At 59.2% G+C, this 19,720-nt stretch carries 14 protein-coding genes and 2 pseudogenes; 9 read left to right on the top strand and 7 right to left on the bottom strand.

All coding sequences use genetic code 11. From position 1 onward, the window contains the following. Window positions 1-20: 20 nt before the first annotated feature. Window positions 21-980: a lamin tail domain-containing protein gene (locus tag P1N55_RS10000; RefSeq protein ID WP_276275490.1), complete on the top strand. Its 960-nt coding sequence runs from the start codon at window positions 21-23 to the stop codon at window positions 978-980. 9 nt (window positions 981-989) lie between these two features. Here the strand turns inward: P1N55_RS10000 and P1N55_RS09995 are convergent, their stop codons facing one another. The 3 genes from P1N55_RS09995 to P1N55_RS09985 all read right to left on the bottom strand — a co-directional run bounded on the left by P1N55_RS09995 (window position 990) and on the right by P1N55_RS09985 (window position 4,415). Then, the gene (locus P1N55_RS09995; protein ID WP_276275489.1) at window positions 990-1,208 is read right to left on the bottom strand and encodes a hypothetical protein; all 219 of its coding nucleotides are present in this window, start codon (window positions 1,206-1,208) and stop codon (window positions 990-992) included. A 293-nt stretch (window positions 1,209-1,501) separates the two neighbouring features. Further along, window positions 1,502-2,152: a MarR family transcriptional regulator gene (locus tag P1N55_RS09990; protein ID WP_276275488.1), complete on the bottom strand. Its 651-nt coding sequence runs from the start codon at window positions 2,150-2,152 to the stop codon at window positions 1,502-1,504. Window positions 2,153-3,071: 919 nt separating this feature from the next. Further along, complete coding sequence (locus P1N55_RS09985; RefSeq protein ID WP_276275487.1) at window positions 3,072-4,415, bottom strand: glycosyltransferase family 2 protein; 1,344 nt, start codon at window positions 4,413-4,415, stop codon at window positions 3,072-3,074. 959 nt (window positions 4,416-5,374) lie between these two features. On the opposite strand from P1N55_RS09985, the gene P1N55_RS19735 reads away from it, so the two are divergent. The 4 genes and pseudogenes from P1N55_RS19735 (at window position 5,375) to P1N55_RS09970 (ending at window position 9,626) form a co-directional block, all read left to right on the top strand. Continuing rightward, a complete protein-coding gene (locus P1N55_RS19735) occupies window positions 5,375-5,674 on the top strand; it encodes an FAD-dependent oxidoreductase (protein ID WP_346429971.1) in 300 nt (99 codons plus the stop codon). Next, the gene (locus P1N55_RS09980; protein WP_276275486.1) at window positions 5,572-6,627 is read left to right on the top strand and encodes a UDP-galactopyranose mutase; all 1,056 of its coding nucleotides are present in this window, start codon (window positions 5,572-5,574) and stop codon (window positions 6,625-6,627) included. Before P1N55_RS19735 ends, P1N55_RS09980 begins: the two co-directional genes overlap by 103 nt. 272 nt (window positions 6,628-6,899) lie before the next feature. After that, on the top strand, window positions 6,900-7,925 hold the full coding sequence (locus tag P1N55_RS09975) for an NAD-dependent epimerase/dehydratase family protein (RefSeq protein ID WP_276275485.1): 1,026 nt from the start codon (window positions 6,900-6,902) through the stop codon (window positions 7,923-7,925). A 151-nt stretch (window positions 7,926-8,076) separates the two neighbouring features. Continuing rightward, window positions 8,077-9,626 (top strand): annotated as a pseudogene (locus P1N55_RS09970) (alkaline phosphatase family protein). A gap of 11 nt (window positions 9,627-9,637) precedes the next feature. On the opposite strand, the gene P1N55_RS09965 reads toward P1N55_RS09970, so the two are convergent. The 3 genes and pseudogenes from P1N55_RS09965 to P1N55_RS09955 all read right to left on the bottom strand — a co-directional run bounded on the left by P1N55_RS09965 (window position 9,638) and on the right by P1N55_RS09955 (window position 13,646). Beyond that, window positions 9,638-10,501, bottom strand: a complete 864-nt coding sequence (locus P1N55_RS09965) for a polysaccharide deacetylase family protein (RefSeq protein ID WP_276275483.1) — start codon at window positions 10,499-10,501, stop codon at window positions 9,638-9,640. A gap of 72 nt (window positions 10,502-10,573) precedes the next feature. Continuing rightward, entirely contained in the window at window positions 10,574-12,346 is a 1,773-nt protein-coding gene (locus P1N55_RS09960) for a carbamoyltransferase family protein (protein ID WP_276275482.1), read from the bottom strand. Between the two features lie 306 nt (window positions 12,347-12,652). Continuing rightward, a pseudogene (locus P1N55_RS09955) lies at window positions 12,653-13,646 on the bottom strand (transposase). Between the two features lie 1,334 nt (window positions 13,647-14,980). Between P1N55_RS09955 and P1N55_RS09950 the strand changes: the two are divergent. The 4 genes from P1N55_RS09950 to P1N55_RS09935 all read left to right on the top strand — a co-directional run bounded on the left by P1N55_RS09950 (window position 14,981) and on the right by P1N55_RS09935 (window position 19,039). Beyond that, window positions 14,981-15,856, top strand: coding sequence for a hypothetical protein (locus tag P1N55_RS09950; RefSeq protein ID WP_276275481.1), 876 nt, complete (start codon window positions 14,981-14,983; stop codon window positions 15,854-15,856). 57 nt (window positions 15,857-15,913) lie between these two features. Then, entirely contained in the window at window positions 15,914-16,495 is a 582-nt protein-coding gene (locus tag P1N55_RS09945) for a gluconate 2-dehydrogenase subunit 3 family protein (protein ID WP_276275480.1), read from the top strand. Continuing rightward, entirely contained in the window at window positions 16,488-18,149 is a 1,662-nt protein-coding gene (locus P1N55_RS09940) for a GMC family oxidoreductase (protein ID WP_276275479.1), read from the top strand. The genes P1N55_RS09945 and P1N55_RS09940 overlap by 8 nt, the downstream gene beginning before the upstream one ends. Before the next feature lie 83 nt (window positions 18,150-18,232). After that, a complete protein-coding gene (locus tag P1N55_RS09935) occupies window positions 18,233-19,039 on the top strand; it encodes a twin-arginine translocation signal domain-containing protein (RefSeq protein ID WP_276275478.1) in 807 nt (268 codons plus the stop codon). 433 nt (window positions 19,040-19,472) lie between these two features. Here P1N55_RS09935 and P1N55_RS09930 read toward each other — a convergent pair whose 3' ends face one another. Next, window positions 19,473-19,646 (bottom strand): hypothetical protein, encoded by a 174-nt coding sequence (locus tag P1N55_RS09930; RefSeq protein WP_276275477.1) that lies wholly within the window; start codon window positions 19,644-19,646, stop codon window positions 19,473-19,475. Between the last annotated feature and the right edge of the window lie 74 nt (window positions 19,647-19,720).

Below are 19,720 nucleotides of genomic sequence, written 5' to 3'. Positions count from 1 at the left end.
CGCCGCCCCTCCCTCCGCTGATGGACCGTCGCTCGCTCGTCGCCCTCGCCTTGCTGGTCGCCCTCGCCGGCTGTAGCGCCTTCTCTGTGGCCGACCCGGCGTCGTCGACGCCGACCGCCACCGGCTCGGCCGGTCCGCTTCCACAGGACACCGTCTCGGTGAGCGTCACCGCCGTCGTCGACGGCGACACGATCCGCGTCGCGTACCCCAACGGGACCGTCGACAGCGTGCGACTCGTCGGCGTCGACACGCCCGAGGTCCACGTCGAGAACGACCCCACGGAGTTCGAGGGCGTCCCCGACACCGAGGCGGGCCGGGCGTGTCTCCGTGAGGCGGGCACCGACGCCTCGAACTTCGCGAAAGACGCCCTGCTGGGCCGCGAGGTCGGTCTCGCGTTCGACCCCGAAACCGACCGGCGGGGCTACTACGACCGCCTGCTCGCGTACGTCGTCGTCGAGGACCGACTGTTCAACTACCGCCTGGTCGCCACCGGCCACGCCAGGGTCTACGACAGCGACTTCTCGCGGGCGGACCGCTTCTACGGTGCCGAGTCATCGGCCCGCGAGAACGGTCGCGGCCTCTGGCGCTGCACCGACCCTGGCTTGACGGGGACGCCGGTGGCAGACGGCGGGACGGTCACGGCCAGCGAGTCTGGACTCGCGATAGCGACGATCAACGCCGACGCCGCCGGCAACGACAACGAGAACCTGAACAGCGAGTACGTCGTCTTCGAGAACCGCGGCGAGTCGGCGCTTGACCTGACCGGGTGGACGGTCGCCGACGCGGCCGACCACGTCTACACGTTCGAGGCGCTGACGCTCGCCCCTGGCGACCGGATGACGCTGCACACCGGGGCCGGCACCGACACCGAGACGGACCGATACTGGGGGCGTAACGGCGCGGTCTGGAACAACGGAGGCGACACGGTCACGGTCCGCGACGCGAGCGGGCGCGTCGTCGCCCGGCGAACCTACGGGTGAGTGCCCGGCTCAGCGCTCGGTCCGCCCCGAGGAGAGACCGGTACGCCCGTGGTCGAGGACGGCCGCGACCCGCTCGCTGGCCATCGTGACGAGTGCCGCCACCAGGACGACGAAGAACACCGCGACGCCGACCGTGGTCACGGCTCGCGACCCGACCACCTCGCCGACGACCGCTGTCGCCAGCGCCAGCAACTGGACGCCCAGGAGTCGTGCCTGTACACACACCATAGTCGAGAGTTCGAAGTGCGAGATGATAAATACGACGCGGACTGTGTAGCGGTTGACACACGAACTGGCCGACGACGAACCGGCCCCGCATCACGGAATCAGGAACATCACTTCAATATTTACTACCAAAAAATCTCAATTTGGGACGAAATAGTTGATGTAGTTATATCTGTGGATTATGGCTACGTATAGGGGCAAAATAGTTTAGAAATTGCGCGTCAGTGAACTCTAATGGATGAATCCGGGACTGTATATCCTCTATTCCGAACGGACGCTCTCGTCACACCGGCTGCTCACTCGCTCCCCTCCGCGTTCGTGGTCATCTCTCTGAGCAACTGGAGTTCCTCTTCTTCGCTCACCATGTCCGACGTGAGGCAGGCGTGAACGACCTTGTGTGCCAGGTCCGGGTCGTCGAGGGCCGACTGTCCGGTGGTCGTCTGGCGGTCGAGACGGCGCTCGATTCGCTCGATCTTACTGGCGATCTCGTCCAGCTCCTCTGTCAGTTCCGTCACCCGGTCGGGGTCGAGGTCGTCGCCGGGGACCTCGCCGGAGTCGTCGAACAGCGACGTGACGAACTGCTTTCTGGTCTCCCACTCGAACCCGTCGATGGAGTTGACCCGCGTGTTTATCGTCGACTTACTCATCTCGAGGTGGTCGGCGATCTCGGCCTGGGTCGCCTCCGGCTGTCTGTAAATCGCCTTGAGCGTCTCCAGCTGTCTGTCGGTGAGCTTCTCGCGCGCCGCTGTCGGTACCGCATCGTCTAGTGAACCGTTGTCGTTCATTGACTGATTCCCGTCGTCGCTCTCCGCTAGGTGCTGGTCTGTCGAATCGGCCACGGAGGGTTCGTCCGGGTCCGCGTCCTGGCCCGGGTCGCCGTACTTCTCGAGTACCTGCTCGACGATCTCTACGTTCGCACCGCTGACGTTCTCTGCGATCGCCTCCATCGATGCGTCGGGTTGCTCTTCCGCGAGGTCGAGGATCCGCTTGTGGATTACGGCTCTCGGGGCAGAAATGGCTCGGTTGTCACCGTCACTCCCGTAGTCTTGGGTTGCATTCTCTGTGTTTTTTGTCCAGTGTTCCATGTTCTGACCTACTTCGAGTGAACCATTGTCACACACGTACTGTCTGTTTACTAACCGTTAGTTATAGCTGCCATATCCGAACCGACAGTGCTCGACTGTGTCCTAGCAGGAGATTATCCGCCGGGGCCCATCCGGGTCGCTCGCGCCCCGCCCAGTCCGTCGCGGCCTCCGGGGTTGCTCGCTGAGCGGGAACCGCCAGATCGTCATCCGCGTACGCGCCAATGTGGCCTCGCATGTGCACTTCCGACCCGGATCGACTGTTCGAACGTGTTTTGTTATGACCGGAAATCGCGTTTTTTCATAGCCCGAGAACGACGGTAACGTCTCGTTCTGTCGTTCTACTGTTTGGTCCTGTTCGGGGCACTGGCGCCGTTCTACCCTCGAAAACCCACGGACCCAGCATGCGGTCTCTCGAGTCTCGGTCGGAGAGATCGATGCCCATATCCGCATCGCCCCTCACGCTAACGCCTCCTTCGAAGCGACTCGATGGATGATCGAGCCGGAATAATGTCCACTTTACGACAGAAAATTCTGGCTTACTCCAGTACTCGACGCCTCTTACGTTCGGTCCGCGCCTCTCGAGCAACTGAACCGGACTGGTGACTGTGCAGGACCACGGCTCGCCCTCGGTTGAAGCCTGCCCGTTGGAGACACTGCCGTCTCTCGCGATGGATTCTGTAAGTCACTCACGGTCGAACCGGGCACTCCCTCGACCTGTTCGGTCCGTTCCCCACGAGCCAAAACAGCAGTTCGGAACTTGCCAAACAGCCTTTTGACGGTATCACTGCCCGTCGTTTCCGACCCCGCCGTCGCCGTTCAGGTAATGCTCGAGATGGACGTTGAGCGAGTGCAGGATGATGGCGTTGAAACACGAGAGGATGCCAACGAGTCCCAGGAATATTGCGACGAGGACGAGCCCTGACGGGAACGACGAAGTCTGGACGTAGTTGGTGATTGCCCAGAACCCGAACCCGAACCCCACAAGCGTGACGAGGAGTCCTGGGACCCCGAGGAGGACGATAGGGTTGTCGCGCTCGATGATACGGAGAACACTCTGGACCAGTCTGTAGCCGTGGCTGACCGGGTGATGGGTACTCCCGTTCTCGACGTCGTACTCGACCGAAATGTCGACCTCATCGATGTCGTAGTCGTGCTGAGCGGCGTGGAACAGGATATCGGTACTCGCATCCATCCCGTCGCTGATGTCACTATCGTTCGCAAGCGAGCGTATCGCGTCTCGGTCGTAGACGCGAAAGCCGCTCTGGGTGTCGCTCAACCGCGATTCGGACCGAACGTTGCCAAGCCCGAGATTCGTCAGCAGGTTTATCACCTTGATACCGAACCGACGATAGAGGGGGACGTTCCCGGCGGTGTCGCCTTCGAACCGGCTGCCGATAACGATGTTCGCATCGCTCTCCCGCAGGCGTTCGAGGGCCTTTGGGAGGTCTTCGACGTCGTGCTGGCCGTCGCCGTCGATGATGAGCAAGTACTCCACGTTCCGTCGGTTCGCCTCGTTAAACGCGGTCTTCAGCGCCTCACCGTAGCCTCTGTTGGTCTCATGTTCAACGACGGTGGCACCGGCAGCTGCTGCCTGTTCCGACGTGTCGTCGTCGCTCCCGTCGTCCACAACCAACACCTCGTCTGCGTAGGGGCTGGACTCGGTCACGACGTCCTCGATCGTCGCAGACTCGTTGTAGGCCGGAATCGCCACGAGCGTCTCGACGGCGGCCGCTGCCTCTGGGGATGCAGGGACGGCAGTGGTCGCGAACGCTCCGTCCTGGACGGCTGCCGTGCTCCGTTCGAAATCGATTCTGTCGTCTGCCGCCGGCGCGAAGATGATTCCGGGATACCCGTCAGCATTCGCGACGACCGCGAGTCGCCGTTTCGGCTCCGTGGGGCCGCCACCCCGCTTGATAGGGTCGACGACGGTCGCACCGAGCTGTTCGGCGAATTGCACCGACTCCACGTCCCTGTCTCCCTCGTATGTGACCAGCACGTCGTGCCCGTGCTGCATCGCTCGCAATATCGTCCGGGCGACCCGGTCGCCGTTGACCTGTGTTGCGACGAGACCGATCACCGGCTTGGGTTCGCGGCTCTGGTCGCTGGTCGAGGGGCTCTCTGACATTATCTCTTCCGTTGGCTCGCCTGTGAAGACGAGTACGGTACCTTCGTCGACACCCCTTGTAAATCCTCCAGAAGTTCAGAATCATCGACCGTGTTCGAACCGTGGATTCTCACGCCGCCGGTCCAGGCGACAGACAGCGGGATATCGCGGCTTCGGGCTCTGTGGCGTCGGACCAAATCACATCGTCTTACTGACTATCCCACACAACCGATGACCGGAACGAAACAGTGGGGTTCACTTGGGCCCACGCCTCAGGAGACTCTCGGGAACTCGCCGGTCAATGCTCCCGGTCCGGGCATGGGCTTCGGTTCCCTGCTCCGCTCTCGACCCCGTTCGAACGTGTGCGGTAGAGCGCCACGATAGTACCGGGTCCATCCGTGTCGTCGGCCTTTGGGACCACAGACTGCGCTTGCCGCGGTAGATACGCACGCCGAGAGAAGTTAGAAGGAAGACATTTCCCGACTATATACACAAGACCGCAAGACGCAGACCGATGCTCTCTGCCAGCCTTCAATAACATAATGTGTGTACTCTTGTTATTCTTTGGATGTCCTTAAGACTCAATAGGGTTGGATTATTTACCTTTTTACGATTCATCGTTGCTGGCTCACCGGCCGTGTATGGTTGAGTGACTCGGAGATTCGCACCCCTGAAAGAACCTCTCCCCTCGGGACTTTCGAATGTCTCAGTCGTAGGCACGGGAAAAGAGCTGACCCCCTCCAAGAGGATCCACGTCGGTCCGAGGACGGTGTATCCATATCCGAACTCGCTGTCAGGATGTCCGCGGCCGACATGTGCCCTCCGCGATTCGATATCCGTGACTCTCACCGACGGGTAGTCAAACGGTCTTTCGGCGTCACGTGGCGACCGCTCTTATCACGACACTCTCTATCGGTCGTGATTCGTCTCAGGCTGATAGCCACGGTACATTTTTGTGCATACATGTCAATGAATATCTGATGCCAGAGATTACCGTCATCGGTGCAGGAGTCGCTGGGTGTTCGATAAGTTATCTTCTAGAGCAGGAGGGTTTCGATGTAACAGTCGTCGAAAAGGAAGCGGTTGGGGATTACTACGTGAAATCGAGTTCGACACAGGATATCACTGTGACTCTGCCCCCCACCTGCTTTTTTTCGACGAAGAAGAGGAGGCGATTGTGGGCGAGTTGTTCTCGGAGTTTACCCACATCGAACCACACGAATTCTACGCCGCAAGCTATCCACGCGGTGACCTCTCGGACCCGCACCATTACCCTGTGAGCAAAGCAAACATCGACAAATGGGACGATGCCGATCAGATTCGTAGCGAGCTCGAGGAAGTTCCGGGCAAGCAAGATGCCGAATTCTTCGACGAATATATGATAAATCAGGTCGGTCAGACACTCTACGACCGATACCACAAACACTACACGAAGAAACACTGGGGCATCGACCCCGAACGAATCACTGGCGACTGGTTCGATTTCAAGATCAGTTTCCCAGAGGGTGAACAGGAGTTCTTCGGTGACGGTGCGTACTATCCCAGCGATAAGTACACCGATATCCTCAACGAGATGATCTCGGACTGTGAGATAATCTTCGAAGGTGTCTCCGGACTCGAGACTGAGGGTGAGAGAATCAATGCACTCCGAACAGAAGACGGTGACCGTCTCGAGAGTGACCTGTTTGTCAGTACAATCGACCCGAGTTTCCTCGTAGACACAGACGAATCACTCAAATATCGGAGCATGGTGATCCTCGGGACACATATCGAGGCCACAGAGCGCCTTTTCCCCGACCACATCGATTGGGGATATTTCCCCAACCACTACGATTTCACGCGGGTTACGGAGTACAGCTTCATGCCACAGGAGCTGCCAGCAGACGAACACATCCTTACGACGGAGTTTCCCTGCTTCATCGGCGACGAAATCTGGTCGAACGACGACGCGTGGTACGAGACGTATCTGATGGAGTTCCTCGACGAACAGGGCATTGAGGCGTCACTCCTTGACGCAGAGGTTCGGCGCGCACCGCGGGCCTATCCGCTGCCGGTCACAGAGGAAATCGAGCGGTTCGAACGAATAAACGACCAGTTGAGTGACTTCGAGAATATGTACAACCTCGGCCGTGTGAGTACCTACGAATACATCTGGATCAAGGATATCGTCCAGCAGGCGTACCAGACGTGCGACAAGATACTCGCCGACGTTCCCTCCGAAGTCGCTGATTGAGGGGCATGTTGGAACAAGTTTAGAACGTAGCGCTCCACCGAACTGTTCCTCTGTTTCTGACCTACATCCGCAAAACGAACGCTATCGAACAGCTTTCTGGCGCACTCACCAGACAACCTGCTTCGCCGTTGCAGCCCCAAACCATCCCGCGTTGAAGACTGGTCAAACCCGCTGAGGAACCTCGCCCGCTTGCTCGATACTGCTAACTATGAACTACTCTGGATACGTCAACTATACTTATGTGAATAGGACGGATAGAACGCATTCCAATCATGAGCTCGAAGTGGCCAAACAATGATGAAATATTCATCACTGGAATCGCTGGATTTCTTGGAAGCCATCTCGCAGATGCGTTCCTCGAGGAAGGATATCGTGTCGCCGGTAACGATACGTTCGTCGGTGGCTACGAGGAGAACATTCCCGAACAAGCGGAGTTCCACGAGGTCGACTGTAAAGACGTGGCTGCGATGAAAGAGGCGATGGAGGGGGCAGACATCGTATATCACACGGCTGCTCTCGCCTACGAGGGATTGAGTGTCTTCTCGCCAGCGCGGATCAATCAGAGTATCTATCAGGCAACCAGTGCAACACTGGCAGCAGCCGCCGACGTAGGCATTGATAGATTCGTCTTCTGTTCGAGTATGTCGCGCTACGGGGAAAACGAAACCCCGTTTACCGAAGACATGGAACCACAGCCCCAGGACCCATACGCCATCAGCAAGGTCGCAGCAGAAGAGATGGTGGAATTGATGGCCGAAATCCACAACTTCGAGTACGCTATCGCGGTCCCGCATAACATCATCGGACCGCGTCAGCGATACGACGACCCGTTCCGAAACGTCGCTGCCATCTTCATCAACCGGATGTTGCAGGGCAAACAGCCGATTATCTATGGCGACGGCGAACAGATGCGGTGTTTCACGTTCGTACAGGACAACGTTCGCCCGCTCCAGAAGCTGGCTTTCTACGATAACGTCGTAGGCGAGACGATCAATATCGGTCCAGACGATGAGTTCATCACTATCAACCATCTGGCCGAGACGATCGCTGACATCATCGATTTCGATCTGGAGCCAATCTATAAACCTGACCGGCCTCAGGAAGTCAAACTGGCCAACTGCTCCGCCGATAAAGCACGGGACATGCTCGACTACGAGGTTGAATACACACTCCAGGACGGTCTCCGAGAGATGATCAACTGGATCGACCAAAAAGGGCCGAAGGAGTTCGAATACCACCTCGAATGTGAGATCGTCAACGAGCAAACGCCGGAAACCTGGACCAACGAACTCATTTGAATCGGTTGGCTACCGAACTGTAGTACAGTCGACAAGAGGTTCCTCATTCCTGCGATTCAAGTAAGAGCTTCTATCGGTAGCTTCCTCCGCATCTACGCCCTCCGTAGAGTAATTTACGTATACTTACAGATTTCTCTCTGTAAAGACTGATATGGACCAGACAGTCGTTATCGGATTAGATGGTGGGAACTGGCCGCTCATCTCGAACTGGATCGAAGACGGTCACCTGCCAACCTTCGAACGATTACGGGACGAAGGTGCCTGGGGGATTTCTCGAAGCCATCTTCCGCCCGTCACCTGTCCGAACTGGAAATGCTATGCCGCGGGAAAAACCCCGGTAAACTCGGCGTGTACTGGTGGGAGCGAATCGATACGGACAACCAGATGATGGAGCTTCCGGATTCGACGGATTTCACCTCCCCGGAACTCTGGGACTACGTCAACGACAGCGGCGAGAACGTGGGTGTGATCAATCTCCCGATGTCGTATCCACCCCGCGAGGTCGACGGCTTCATGATCGCCGGCGGGCCCCGCTCGAGAGAGCGAAACTACACGAGTCCTTCGTCGCTGCAACAGGAAGTCGAGCGGCGGTTCGACTATCGCGTCCATCCCGAGAACGTTCTCACGTCAAACGAGGACGCCGGCGGGGAAGTGGAAATGATACACGACCTCTTGCGCACACGCCTTCAGACAGCATATACGCTCTTGGAGGAGCAAGACGTGACCTTTCTCCACCTGACGCTCTTTCACCTGAACGTCCTCCAGCACTACTTCTGGGACGGACCGGAGACGCAGAAAGCGTGGGAGATTATCGACGAGGAACTCGAACGGTTCGTCGAGGCTGATTGTAATCTCGTCTTGATGTCGGACCACGGGTGTACAGAAATCGACACCGTGTTTTACATCAACGAGTGGCTGGAGCGCAACGGCTATCTCCAGACTGAATCGAGTGTGGCGTCTCGATTGTTCGATATCGGTATCACGCAGGAGCGAATCGCCGAGATAGTCCGTGCGTTCAACCTCGAGCAATACATTCGACCGCTCGTTCCGCGGCCGATTATCGAACGGTTCCCAAGCGACGAGGGTGTCGTCCGCGAGGAAAAACTCTCGATGGTCGACTGGGAGAACACCACCGCTATCGGGAGCGGACAGGGTCTCGTCTATATCGTCGCCGATAGCGAGAGCGAACACCAGCGTATCTTCGACGCACTCCGCGACGATTTAACAGCAGCGACCGGTCAGAACGGCAAGCCCGTCGTCAAATCGGTCCACGCTCCGGACGAAATTTACCACGGCGAGTACCTGGACCGCGCCCCTGATCTGATGTTCGATCAGCGACCGGGTGTTCACACGAGCGAGGCGATGGGCCACGGCGAGGTGTTCTCGACACCGACGAACTGGCGTGGTGAGAACGTCCCCGATGGGATGGTGTTATTCCACGGCGAGGACGTGTCGCCGGGGAACCTGGATCCGATACGCATCTCCGATATCGGGCCGACGATCCTCCACTGGATGGGTCTCGCTGTCCCGACGGATATGGACGGCGACCCGAAAACGGCGGTGTTCGACAAGGCGACCGACCCGGCCGGACGGCCGGTTGAACACCGCCCCCCGCTCCACTCTCACGATGATGAGCGTGGCGGGCGCGACCTCGACGACGAGGTGGCCGACCGGCTCGAGGACATCGGGTATCTGGAGTGAACCCTGCCTCCTCAGAGGGTCTCGCGCAATGCCGTGTGGGCGTTACCGAGCGTATCGAAGTCGAAGCCCGCGTCCTGGAACGCGTCGAGCATGTCACGGAGCAGTGACAGCCCGTGGTCGTTTCGGCGGTATATCGCTCGGTACAAGGGCGACAGGTCGCTGACCGTCTCTGGGGTCACCAGGTCGTGGAGGTGGAAGTTGAAGACGATGTTCCGTCGGCTGTCGCGGGTCAGAATATAGGTTAGGGGCCGTCCGAACAATCGACAGTACGATAGCCCCGTGGGTATCGGGAGCCTCGACGAGGCAACGGTAAAGGGCAGTTCCAAGATATCGAACTGGCTCATGTACGTCGGCACCGTCGGTGCGTCTCGCTTGTCGAAGTGTCCCGGCCGCCAGGTCGGGAAGACGCTCGCGTCGAACCGATAGCCGTGGGTCGAGAGGTGACGATAGTCACTGGGCCGAACGTTCCCGTTTGGGAACCGGTACCCCACCGGGTCGCGACCGAAGAACTCCCGGTAGCGACGGGTACTGTGTCCAATCTCGTTTGCAATCGACGTTGCTTCGCGTGTGCTGTGGGTATGGGAGTGGGGGTGAAACTCCACGGTCGCCCCACAACTCCGGAGTCGCTCGCCGACCTCCGGCCGTTCGTCGAGAACCTCGGTCTGGACGAAACAGGTCAGCGGGATATCCGTTCCTTCGAGCAAACTGACGACCTCGTCGACGTGGTCGAGTGCCTCGTAGGTGTTCTTTGTGAGTGCAGTCCCGAAGTCGCACTCCAGATCGAGCGTCAGATACACCGTCCCCGTCGTGGGCCAGGATAGTTCGCGACTTTTTGTGGAAGGGTCGTCCCGTCGAGAGTTGTCTTCGAGGCTCATTATCGTTGTCCCACCATTGTCAACTGACTACCGGTACAGTCTGTCGGTCGGAGCCGAGCGATGGCATCGCTCTCAGTCCTCCCCTTCGGGCGTCTGAACCGACTGCGTGGGTGCGCGATCCTCCGAGACGGCCGGTTTCTCTATCACCAGGTCCTCGAGGACCAGCAGGTCCAGCCCCATCCCGAAGAAGTCCCTGACAGCTTCGTCCGGTCGGGTGACGATGGGTTCTCCGTGGTCGTTGAACGACGTGTTGAGGAGGACGGGGACGCCCGTGATGTTTTCGAACTCCTCGATGAGCCGGTAGTAGCGCGGATTCTGTTCCTCTCTGACGGTCTGTGGACGCGTCGTCTTGTCGGCTGGATGCAACACCGCTGTAATCTCCCCGCGCCTGTCGGGCACCGAGTCGAACGTTTTGATCATATACGGGGACGGCTCGCCGTTCTCGAGATACGTCTCTGTGGCATCCTCGAGCATTGACGGTGCGAACGGTCGCCACGCCTCGCGATGTTTCACGTAGTTGTTGACTCTGTCGAGCGACTCTCTCGTGCGCGGGTCGGCGAGGATGCTCCGGTTCCCGAGCGCTCGCGGCCCCATCTCCAGTCGGCCCTGGAACCACCCGACTAGGGACCCGTTGGCGATGGCGGCGGCGACGTACCGTTCGAGGTCATCGGGTTTCGATGTAGTGATCTTGTTCGTCGCGAGGCGGTGTTCTATCTCGTCGGTGTCGAAGGACGGGCCCCAGTAGACATTGTCCATCGCCGGGACATCGGTGGGCTCGAACTCGAGCATTGCTCCACCCAGCGCGCTGCCGGCGTCGTTCGAAACTGGCTGGATGAACAACTGGTCGACGCAGTCCAGTTCCATGACTTGCTTGTTCATCTTGCAGTTCAGGGCGACGCCACCGGCTAGACTGACGTTCTCTGAGCCGGTCCGAGTACAGTAGGTCTCGACCAGTTCGACGACGATTTCCTCGAGCAGTGACTGGGCGGTAAAGGCGAGGTCCTTCTCCCACTTCGAGAACGTGTCAGTCGAGGATTTCCGGGACCGGTCGAACAGCTCTTCGAGTCGCTGGGTCCCGAGTTCGAATCCACCGGCGGTGATCTCCGTAAGATCGTAGTCGGCGCCGGTCTGGATGTGCTGTCTGAGCGTCGATTCGATCTCCGGGTTCCGCTCGCCGTAGGGAGCGAGCCCCATCACTTTCCCTTCACCGTTGTTCGCGTGGAACCCGAGGAACTCCGTCAGCGAACCGAAGAAGAATCCCAGGCTATTCGGATACGAATACGTCCGGAGCCGTTCCAGTCCGGACCCGTCGGCCTTCCAGACCACTGTCGCGTCGGTTTCACCCCGACCGTCGAGCGTGACAACTAGCGCCTCGTCGAATCCGGACGGGTGGAACGCACTGGCGGCGTGACTTTCGTGGTGATTCCGGTATGTAATGGTTGGAGCGGTGTCGGTGATCTGAACGAGTTCACGCTCGACTGTCCGTTTCCCGAGGACGGCTGGTTTGAGCTCCATCTTGCTGCGCCAGCCGGTCTGTTTTGCCTTCGCCGGAATCGAGTCGTCACCCGTCCAGACGCGTTTCAGAACCGACGGGAGTAGCTTCGGGAACGCGTTGGGTTGCCACGGGACGACAACAGTCTCTACCTCCCCTAATTCGATGTCCGCCGCATCGAGACACGCTTCGATTGCCTGCCGTGGGAATGTCTTAATCGCGTGTTTCTTCCGAGTGAACCGTTCCTCTTCGACTCCGAGTACGACCTCTCCATCACTCATCAGCACGGCGGACGGATCGTGCGTACCCAGATTCGCAGCGCATGGATTAATAGACAGCACATACGATGACATGGACTGTGGTAAACCAGTCGTGGTGTGTTCTTTAATAGGCACCTATTATCATATGTAAGCTTGTCTTCACTCCGTAGTCGGACCGCAAGCTGCCCCCGTCGAAGACGAGCGAAGGAGCCACCTCCGGGAATCCGAATAGCTTAATCGTAAACTGATGTTTACTTTTATACGATGAACAGGAGCAATACCCCGGCGTTCACGCTGTGGATACGTGCCGCCGCTTGGGAGAGAGTCCACGTTTGACGGCTTCTCCCCGAGTTTCGGAATACCGGCGTTGAACTAACAGAGCCCGTCATAGAATCCATCTCATAGCTTCTCACAGCCCGGTTTGTTTCCTCGCTCATAGTTGGTGATTGCAACGACGATTCGAAGACAGAGCGCGAGGAACACTTCTGTTCGTGCGTGGACGCGGCCTCGGGAACGTTCGCGCCCGAGGCCGCAGTCATTGACCGCGTCGTTGGTTCGTTCGACTCCTGTCCGGTTGTTGTACGTCTCCTCCAAGACGGATTGTTTCAGCTGCACGTCCTCGCTGTGTTCCTTGATTCGGTCTTCGACCCTGTACTTGGTGTCTTTCGGGTCGTCAGTGTTTCGCGGATTGTACGGGGCGATTGGCACGATCCCTGCGGCCAGCAGGTAGTCGTGCCACTCGAGGATGTCGTAAGCGCTGTCTCCGAGCATCCAGATCGGTGTATCGACGGCGAGCGCGTCACGTGTGACGCGCATCGCCGTCTCTTGGTCTGCTTGTTTGGTTTGTGTGAACTCCGCTGCTATCGGGATCTTTACGCCAGTTGAGACGATCGTACAGCCAAAGCCGTAGTAGTACTCTTCGGCTGTTGGATCGTAGTTCCATGAGGCAGCGTTATTATGTTGGATCGCTTCGACATGGGCCGAACCGACAGAGTACGTGGAGTCGAACAGGCCGCCGTCCGCGGCCTGCTTGACGAGTCTGTCGAAGACATCGTCAATAACGTGTTCGGGGTCGGTGAGAAAGCGGTCAACGGTGTCTCTAGATGGCGGTTTGTCGAGTCTGCAGTAGTACCAGACGAGTCCGTGCTGGAAGCTCTCGCGTAACCGGGCGTGTGCCGTAGACATCTTCGTGGTAGCAATGCAGAAAGCCGCGAAAGAGATCTGGTGGCTGATGGACTCGTGTTCGCCCCCTCGAAGCGGGGGCGAACACGTCGTACTCCAGTAGAAACTCGAAGGAGAGAGGCTCGAACAGCGGTACTGTCTCGGTAGCCGCGACATTCAAGAAGTCGTCTACCGAAGTTACGTCTCGCAGGGCGTTGGAGCTGGTGGACACAGTTTCCAAACCCTGCGGCCTCCCACGGGAGGCTTTCTATGACACGCTCGGCAATCTTATTAGCAATAGAATTGGTCGGAACAAAGCGGATTCCCAACCGGCCTCCGAGGGGGCCTGTCCGCCCACGTAACGAGGCAGTATCCGAAAGACCAGCCGGTGAACATCGCATCCTTGAAGGATGTGGCAATGTGCTAATTCCTCAACGCGAGTACCACGATACCCCCGACCCCGCTGACGTCTGCCGGAGTCCCTATGGCAACAATAACAACAACAACAACAACAACAACGGGACGCCGCATACGGTCAAAGATAGAGGTGACGGATGGTTGACACCACCAGCAGTCCGCCATACCGATGCTGTGGGACTACCCGTGCCTGAAAGGTCCGGGAGTCCGGTGATTGGACTGCGAACCTAAAACTCCCACCGCTCGGGATTCCTCCGTTAGCGGAGGAAGATGTCGATTTTGAGACGCTCAATTGTAAGCGGTATGGAGGGATACCGGACGAATCTCGCCGGGAGCGTCCAGCTGACGCGTCTGTCTCGAGACGTTCGGTGCTCCGAGCGACGGTGGCCTCGGCTATCGGAGCAGTGACGCGCATCGGAACAGCCACAGCAGAAGGTAGGAACCTGTTGCAAGTACACTTCTGTGGCTGCCCGCGGGTGTGTATGCCTTCCTTGCTGAGGGTGACAGAGACGAGTCGTTCGAAGACAACGATCCGACGCGAAGTCGTCGAACGACGTCGGACCGAATACGGTCGTTCTAGCCTGAGAAGAGCGTGGGTGGTGTAAGTTCCGGAACGAGATCTACGAGACCGGATATTTCGTGACGACAGCGATGACGACGAGGACTGGAAGATAATCGGTGTCTGGCGGCGAGGGCAGACCCAATTCCCGGTAATCCAGCGTGTTTCGTCTGCAACCCGACTCCGTGTGCGCGCATTCGTTTAGTTTCAACCGGGCGCGGAATACGGAGGATCTCAACGGCGAACCACCGTTGTTCGGTACGTTCGCGGACCCTGTCGAGGCGATCGGTACCGAAGCAGTGTCGTGCGTGGGAGCTGTGGAACACCTGGACGGGAGCCGCCCCAGCGAGGTCCCATAGAAGCTATCGCGTCACTCGCCACCGCTGCGGGGTTCACCTGCGGATGTTTCCGGACCCGATGACAGACTTGGGGGCCCGGCTTGGCGCATACTGATCTACGGTAAGTACTATATACTGAAATCACACGGGCCGCACTAGACACGCCACGAGAATGAGTCGGGATGAAACCGGACTCCGGTACCAGTAGATGGCGTCTACGTACGCTACTTCCAGAGGTTGATACCGTTCATCATGGGACGAAACGAAGCACCGTCGTCTGAAAATCTCGAATTGCTTTCGAATCGACCGGTTCGGTGGGCGGTCGTCGGTCTCGTCATCGGGGCCCTCGCCGTCGTCATTCAGCCGTTCGCCACGCTGACACTCGGACCAGTGTCCGTTACACCGCTGCCGATGGCGTTCGGGTTGACCAGCGTCCTCGGTGGTCCGCTCGCTGTAGTCGCCTGTGCAGTTGGCTACATCGCGACCGAGGCGACAAACAGTATTGTCCCGGTCTGGAGCGCCGTCGGATACGCGAGCCTCGGCCTCCTTGTGTCGGTCTGCTGGACACAGCTCAACGACAATACGCGAGTCGTACCGGATGTACGCAGCCGTTCTGCAGCCGGTAAGTGGATAACCGCCTCGGCCGTCGCCGCGCTCGGGAGTTCAACGCTTCTCGCGTGGGGTTACGTGATTATGGGGCAGTTTTCGTTCTATCCGACGGCTCTGTTCACTGTACTTTCGTATACCGTCTCACTTCTCGTTGGCGGAGGTGCAGTGGTTGCTGGCCTCCCACGAATCGTCGGTGCTGACCGGTGGCAGTCACTCGCCCGACGGGAGTGTGAGAATGTGAGAGCACAGCCCGGTACCGGCTGGATCGGTCTAGTCACGGCGATTCTGTTCGGCTGGTTCATCTTGGCTAGCAGCATCAGTATCGGCTTTCAAATCGTCGAACTGGTTCCCCCGTTCCATATCCGGGCCCGCGACCTCGAACCGCTGTTGCTGTTTACCGAACGCGGCCCCTTCGATGACGGGGGTCAGGTCTTCCAGCTGGCGGTCGGTGCGACGGCGATTGCACTACTCGTCGCGGTAGTCCGACGATACAATGTCCTCGACTGGACGCGGAGTTGAACGCCACCCGATTCGTTTGGCAAAACAGATAACAATGTCCATAGAGAACACATACATATGCGGTTGACCAGGCGAGACGCCGTGCTTTCACTCCTCGTCGGTATCGGTACCGGTGTTGCCGGGTTCGCAGACATCGAGATAGGAGAGGAGGCCACGGACGAAGAGTCAGCGCGACTCACCGAACGACACGTGGATACCGCTGTCGCGACCGCCGAGACTGTCTACCCGAGTGGCGTCTCGGGCACCGCGGAGTTCGTGAGCTCCTACGTCGGCGGGCTACCCGACGACCGAAGCGCCGAGATGGCGCGGACCGCCGTTGGCCTTGACGAGTACGCTCGTCGCGAGCGCGGGCGGCCGTTTGCGACCCTCTCGTCTGACGCTCGCGATTCAGTGCTCAGGTCGATGGGCGTCGACCGAACCGGTTCGTCGTCCGACGGCTCGCTCTCGGAACGAGTTCGATTCTATCTCGTCAATCAGTTACTTTACGGTCTCTATACGTCGCCCACCGGGAGCAAACTGGTCGGCATCGAGAACCCGGTCGGCTATCCGGGCGGGTACGAGTCCTACCAGCGACCCCCGACCGACCGGGAGCGAGCGTACGTCGCTACAACGACCGAGGAGGGACCGACCCGTGAGTAACGACGTCGACCGCTCTCCGTCAGCGAATGCTGACGTCTGCGTGATCGGTTCCGGAGTCGCTGGCGCCCTCGTCGCGTATACGCTCGCCAGCCGTGGTCACGGGGTCGTCGTGCTGGAAGCGGGGAGACGGTTCGGCCCCTCGAATAGACTCCAGCAGATGGAGGAGTCACTTAGGCCGTCCAGTTCTTCACGGGACGTCTGGGAGATGGGCGGCGAGCGCGACCGGTTTTCCTCGTCGGGTGACGTCTTCTACGGGTTGAACAACACTCGCGTCAAAGCTGTTGGAGGGACCACGCTGAAGTGGCTGGGGATCTCGCCCCGATTCCACGAGAAGGATTTCGAGATGGAGACGCGGTACGGGCTCGCGTCGGACTGGCCGATCTCCTACGACGACTTGCGGCAGTACTACGTGATGGCCGAACGGGAGATGGGCGTCTCTGGGACCGACGACAACCCGTTTGCACCGCCGCGGGAGACGGAGTACCCGATGCCGGCGTTCCCTCCGAGCTACTCAGATTCCCTGTTCGCCGACGCCTGTGAAGAACTCGGGATCACGATGCATAGCGTCCCGCAGGCACGCAACTCCGAGGCGTACGACGGACGAAGCGAGTGCCTTTCGTTCAGCAGCTGTATCCCGGTCTGTCCCTCGCGCGCGAAATACAGCGCAGACGTCCATGTCGCGAAAGCAACGAGCGAAGGGGCCCGTGTCATCGACCGAGCACCGGTCCAGCGTCTGGAGCACGATCGCGAGGGACGGTCCGTCGAGGCGGCGGTCTACGCCACCCCGGACGGGATCCGCCACCGGCAGACCGCGGACACCTTCGTCCTCGCCGCGGGCGCAGTCGAGATTCCGCGACTGCTGTTGCTCTCGGACTCACCGACGTACCCCGACGGCCTCGCGAATTCGAGCGGTCTCGTCGGGGAGTACTTCATGGACCATCCGATCGTGTCGATAACGGCCCGGCTGGACGAGCCCACCAACCAGGAACCGATCGGATACCACACCAGCGAGACCCACCAGTTCTATGACCACGAGGAGCTCAGACCGGGGAGTGTCAAAATGGTTTTTAATAACGAGAATCCGCTGAATCCGGCGTCGATTGCGATGCGGGGCGGCGACGCCGGGACGCGTGAGGACCTGTCAGACGTGCTTACTGGCGATTCCTGGGGAGACCAAACGCTCGAACAGATGCGAGCGGACAGCCCGAACCGACGGATCAGTATGTTCGGTAATCCAGAGATGCTCCCCCGAACAGCGAACACGGTGACTCTCGACCGGTCGAAGACGGACGACCATGGGAATCCGGTGCCGGACGTTTCGTACAACCTCGGCGCACACGAGAAGGCGACGATGGAGTACATCCGTGAGATTCAACACGACGTCATGGCGGAACTCGACGCGGAGATACTCCACGAGAGTTCACTCTCCGACCCACGGATCGCGTCCCACAAGATGGGGACAACTCGGATGGGGACAGATCCTGAGACGAGCGTCGTTGATCCCAATCTGCAGACACACGACCTCGAGAATCTCTACATCACCTCCGGAAGCGTGTTCGTGACCGGTGGCGCGATGAACCCGACACTCACTATCGCTGCCCTGGCGTTGAAAACGGCCCACCATATCCACGAATCCCGGAAGTTCGCTAACTGATAGCGAACCACGCCAACGACTCGGCTGACAGTCTAGATAATTGGTCACTATTTATGTATGTCGAACAGGAAGTTGGTAATGAGATGTCAGATAATTCGGATACGGCACTGAGTCGACGGGGATTTCTCGCTGGGTCGGGAAGTGCGGGGCTGGCAGGACTCCTCGCAGGCTGTTCGGAGCTTCCCAATCAAATGGACGCTCAGAGCGGCGACTCCACGAACAAAGCCGAAAGCGAATTCACGCGAATCGGAGATAGTTGGCTCACGTTCGGCGCAGCGAACAACTGGGGGGTGCGCTACAATGATGTCCGTAACGAGTTCCAGGTCGTCCACATGCCGTTCGGTCAGAACTCGCGGAGCAACATCCGAATCGAGGCTGACGAGAACGGTGACAGAGGCGACGTCTACATCGACGACTCGCTGATTGTCAGAAACGAGTTTGAAACCTCGGCGGGGTCCACGACGGACCCGTCCTACACGTTCACGAACAACAACAACACGGGCCTCTATCAACCGGACAGTGGCGTTCTCGGCATCACCGCCGCAGGTCAGCGGACCGCGGTGTTCGATAACGGAACTACGCGTGTAAACGGTGACGTGACCGCGACTGACGGGCCAAAGACCAAACTGTGGGATGGTTCTGCCGGCCATTCGCCAAATCTCCCGGCGACGACGGTCACGGTGAGCGGTGATGGATCGACCACGTCGTTCTCGCTCGAACATCCACTCGACACCCGACCGAGCGTGGCGACTGTCACACCGTCCTCCGCTGATGCCGCTGGGACGTTCTGGGTTCAGACCAAGGGCCGTGACGCCGTCACGATCACATACGAATCGGCTCCACCGAACGGCCGGGCCAACCTTACATACGAACTCATCGTCTCAGAGTGACCTGGTGCCCGCGTCGCGGACGCATCGCGGTCGCTACGAGGATGGTAGCGATAAGCGGACGGCTCGTGTCAGCGGGAGACCTGGCACTCCGTCAGCGATCCAGAGCGAGACCGTCAATCTCGCGACGGGGAACCGCCAGTGGACGGGGCCACTGGAGCAACTCGACCGGTCTGACTCTGACAGAGGTGAGGACCTCCAGATGGGCGCCGAATCCGTTCACCACGTAGTTCGGCGCGTCGAACACCGACCACAGCAGATATGAGGCACCGTCTAGCCCTGGCTGAGTAGTTGGTTCCAGCTATCTTCGAGTAGGTGCAAACAGTAGCCGATCGAGAAAGCGAGTCCGACTTCGATCCGAGCTAGTGACCGCGCGAGCAGCAAGACGCCACAGCACAGCGGGAGACCGACGATGAGTGAATGGGCGCGCGCCCATTCACACTAACAGGACCGCAACCCAGTAAACCAGTGGTTTGTTGACGAGGTCGGGCAACTGTGTTCCCAGCGCGAGTACGAGCGCGCTGGAGTCGTTCATCGACCCGTTGCCGTTCAGGCGGGCAACCGGCCAGCAGAGGAGGTAGCCGAATCCGAGGTGTCCCCAGGACCACATAGTCAGGGCGTGGACATCGCTTCGGAAAACACGCTCATACCGTCTCTCCTCGAAGCTACCAACGGCTGGTGCGT

The sequence above is a fragment of the Haloarcula regularis genome (genome assembly GCF_029338315.1).
GTDB classification, from domain to species: domain Archaea; phylum Halobacteriota; class Halobacteria; order Halobacteriales; family Haloarculaceae; genus Haloarcula; species Haloarcula regularis.
This window is presented reverse-complemented; position numbering and strand designations above follow the sequence as displayed.

What these genes read in the sequence shown, in the direction of transcription:
- P1N55_RS10000 (WP_276275490.1), top strand. Translation starts at nt 21, where the DNA reads ATGGACCGTCGCTCGCTCGTCGCCCTCGCCTTGCTGGTCGCCCTCGCC.
- P1N55_RS09995 (WP_276275489.1), bottom strand. Translation starts at nt 1,208, where the DNA reads ATGGTGTGTGTACAGGCACGACTCCTGGGCGTCCAGTTGCTGGCGCTG.
- P1N55_RS09990 (WP_276275488.1), bottom strand. Translation starts at nt 2,152, where the DNA reads ATGGAGGCGATCGCAGAGAACGTCAGCGGTGCGAACGTAGAGATCGTC.
- P1N55_RS09985 (WP_276275487.1), bottom strand. Translation starts at nt 4,415, where the DNA reads ATGTCAGAGAGCCCCTCGACCAGCGACCAGAGCCGCGAACCCAAGCCG.
- P1N55_RS19735 (WP_346429971.1), top strand. Translation starts at nt 5,375, where the DNA reads ATGCCAGAGATTACCGTCATCGGTGCAGGAGTCGCTGGGTGTTCGATA.
- P1N55_RS09975 (WP_276275485.1), top strand. Translation starts at nt 6,900, where the DNA reads ATGAGCTCGAAGTGGCCAAACAATGATGAAATATTCATCACTGGAATC.
- P1N55_RS09965 (WP_276275483.1), bottom strand. Translation starts at nt 10,501, where the DNA reads ATGAGCCTCGAAGACAACTCTCGACGGGACGACCCTTCCACAAAAAGT.
- P1N55_RS09960 (WP_276275482.1), bottom strand. Translation starts at nt 12,346, where the DNA reads ATGTCATCGTATGTGCTGTCTATTAATCCATGCGCTGCGAATCTGGGT.
- P1N55_RS09950 (WP_276275481.1), top strand. Translation starts at nt 14,981, where the DNA reads ATGGGACGAAACGAAGCACCGTCGTCTGAAAATCTCGAATTGCTTTCG.
- P1N55_RS09945 (WP_276275480.1), top strand. Translation starts at nt 15,914, where the DNA reads ATGCGGTTGACCAGGCGAGACGCCGTGCTTTCACTCCTCGTCGGTATC.
- P1N55_RS09935 (WP_276275478.1), top strand. Translation starts at nt 18,233, where the DNA reads ATGTCAGATAATTCGGATACGGCACTGAGTCGACGGGGATTTCTCGCT.
- P1N55_RS09930 (WP_276275477.1), bottom strand. Translation starts at nt 19,646, where the DNA reads ATGTGGTCCTGGGGACACCTCGGATTCGGCTACCTCCTCTGCTGGCCG.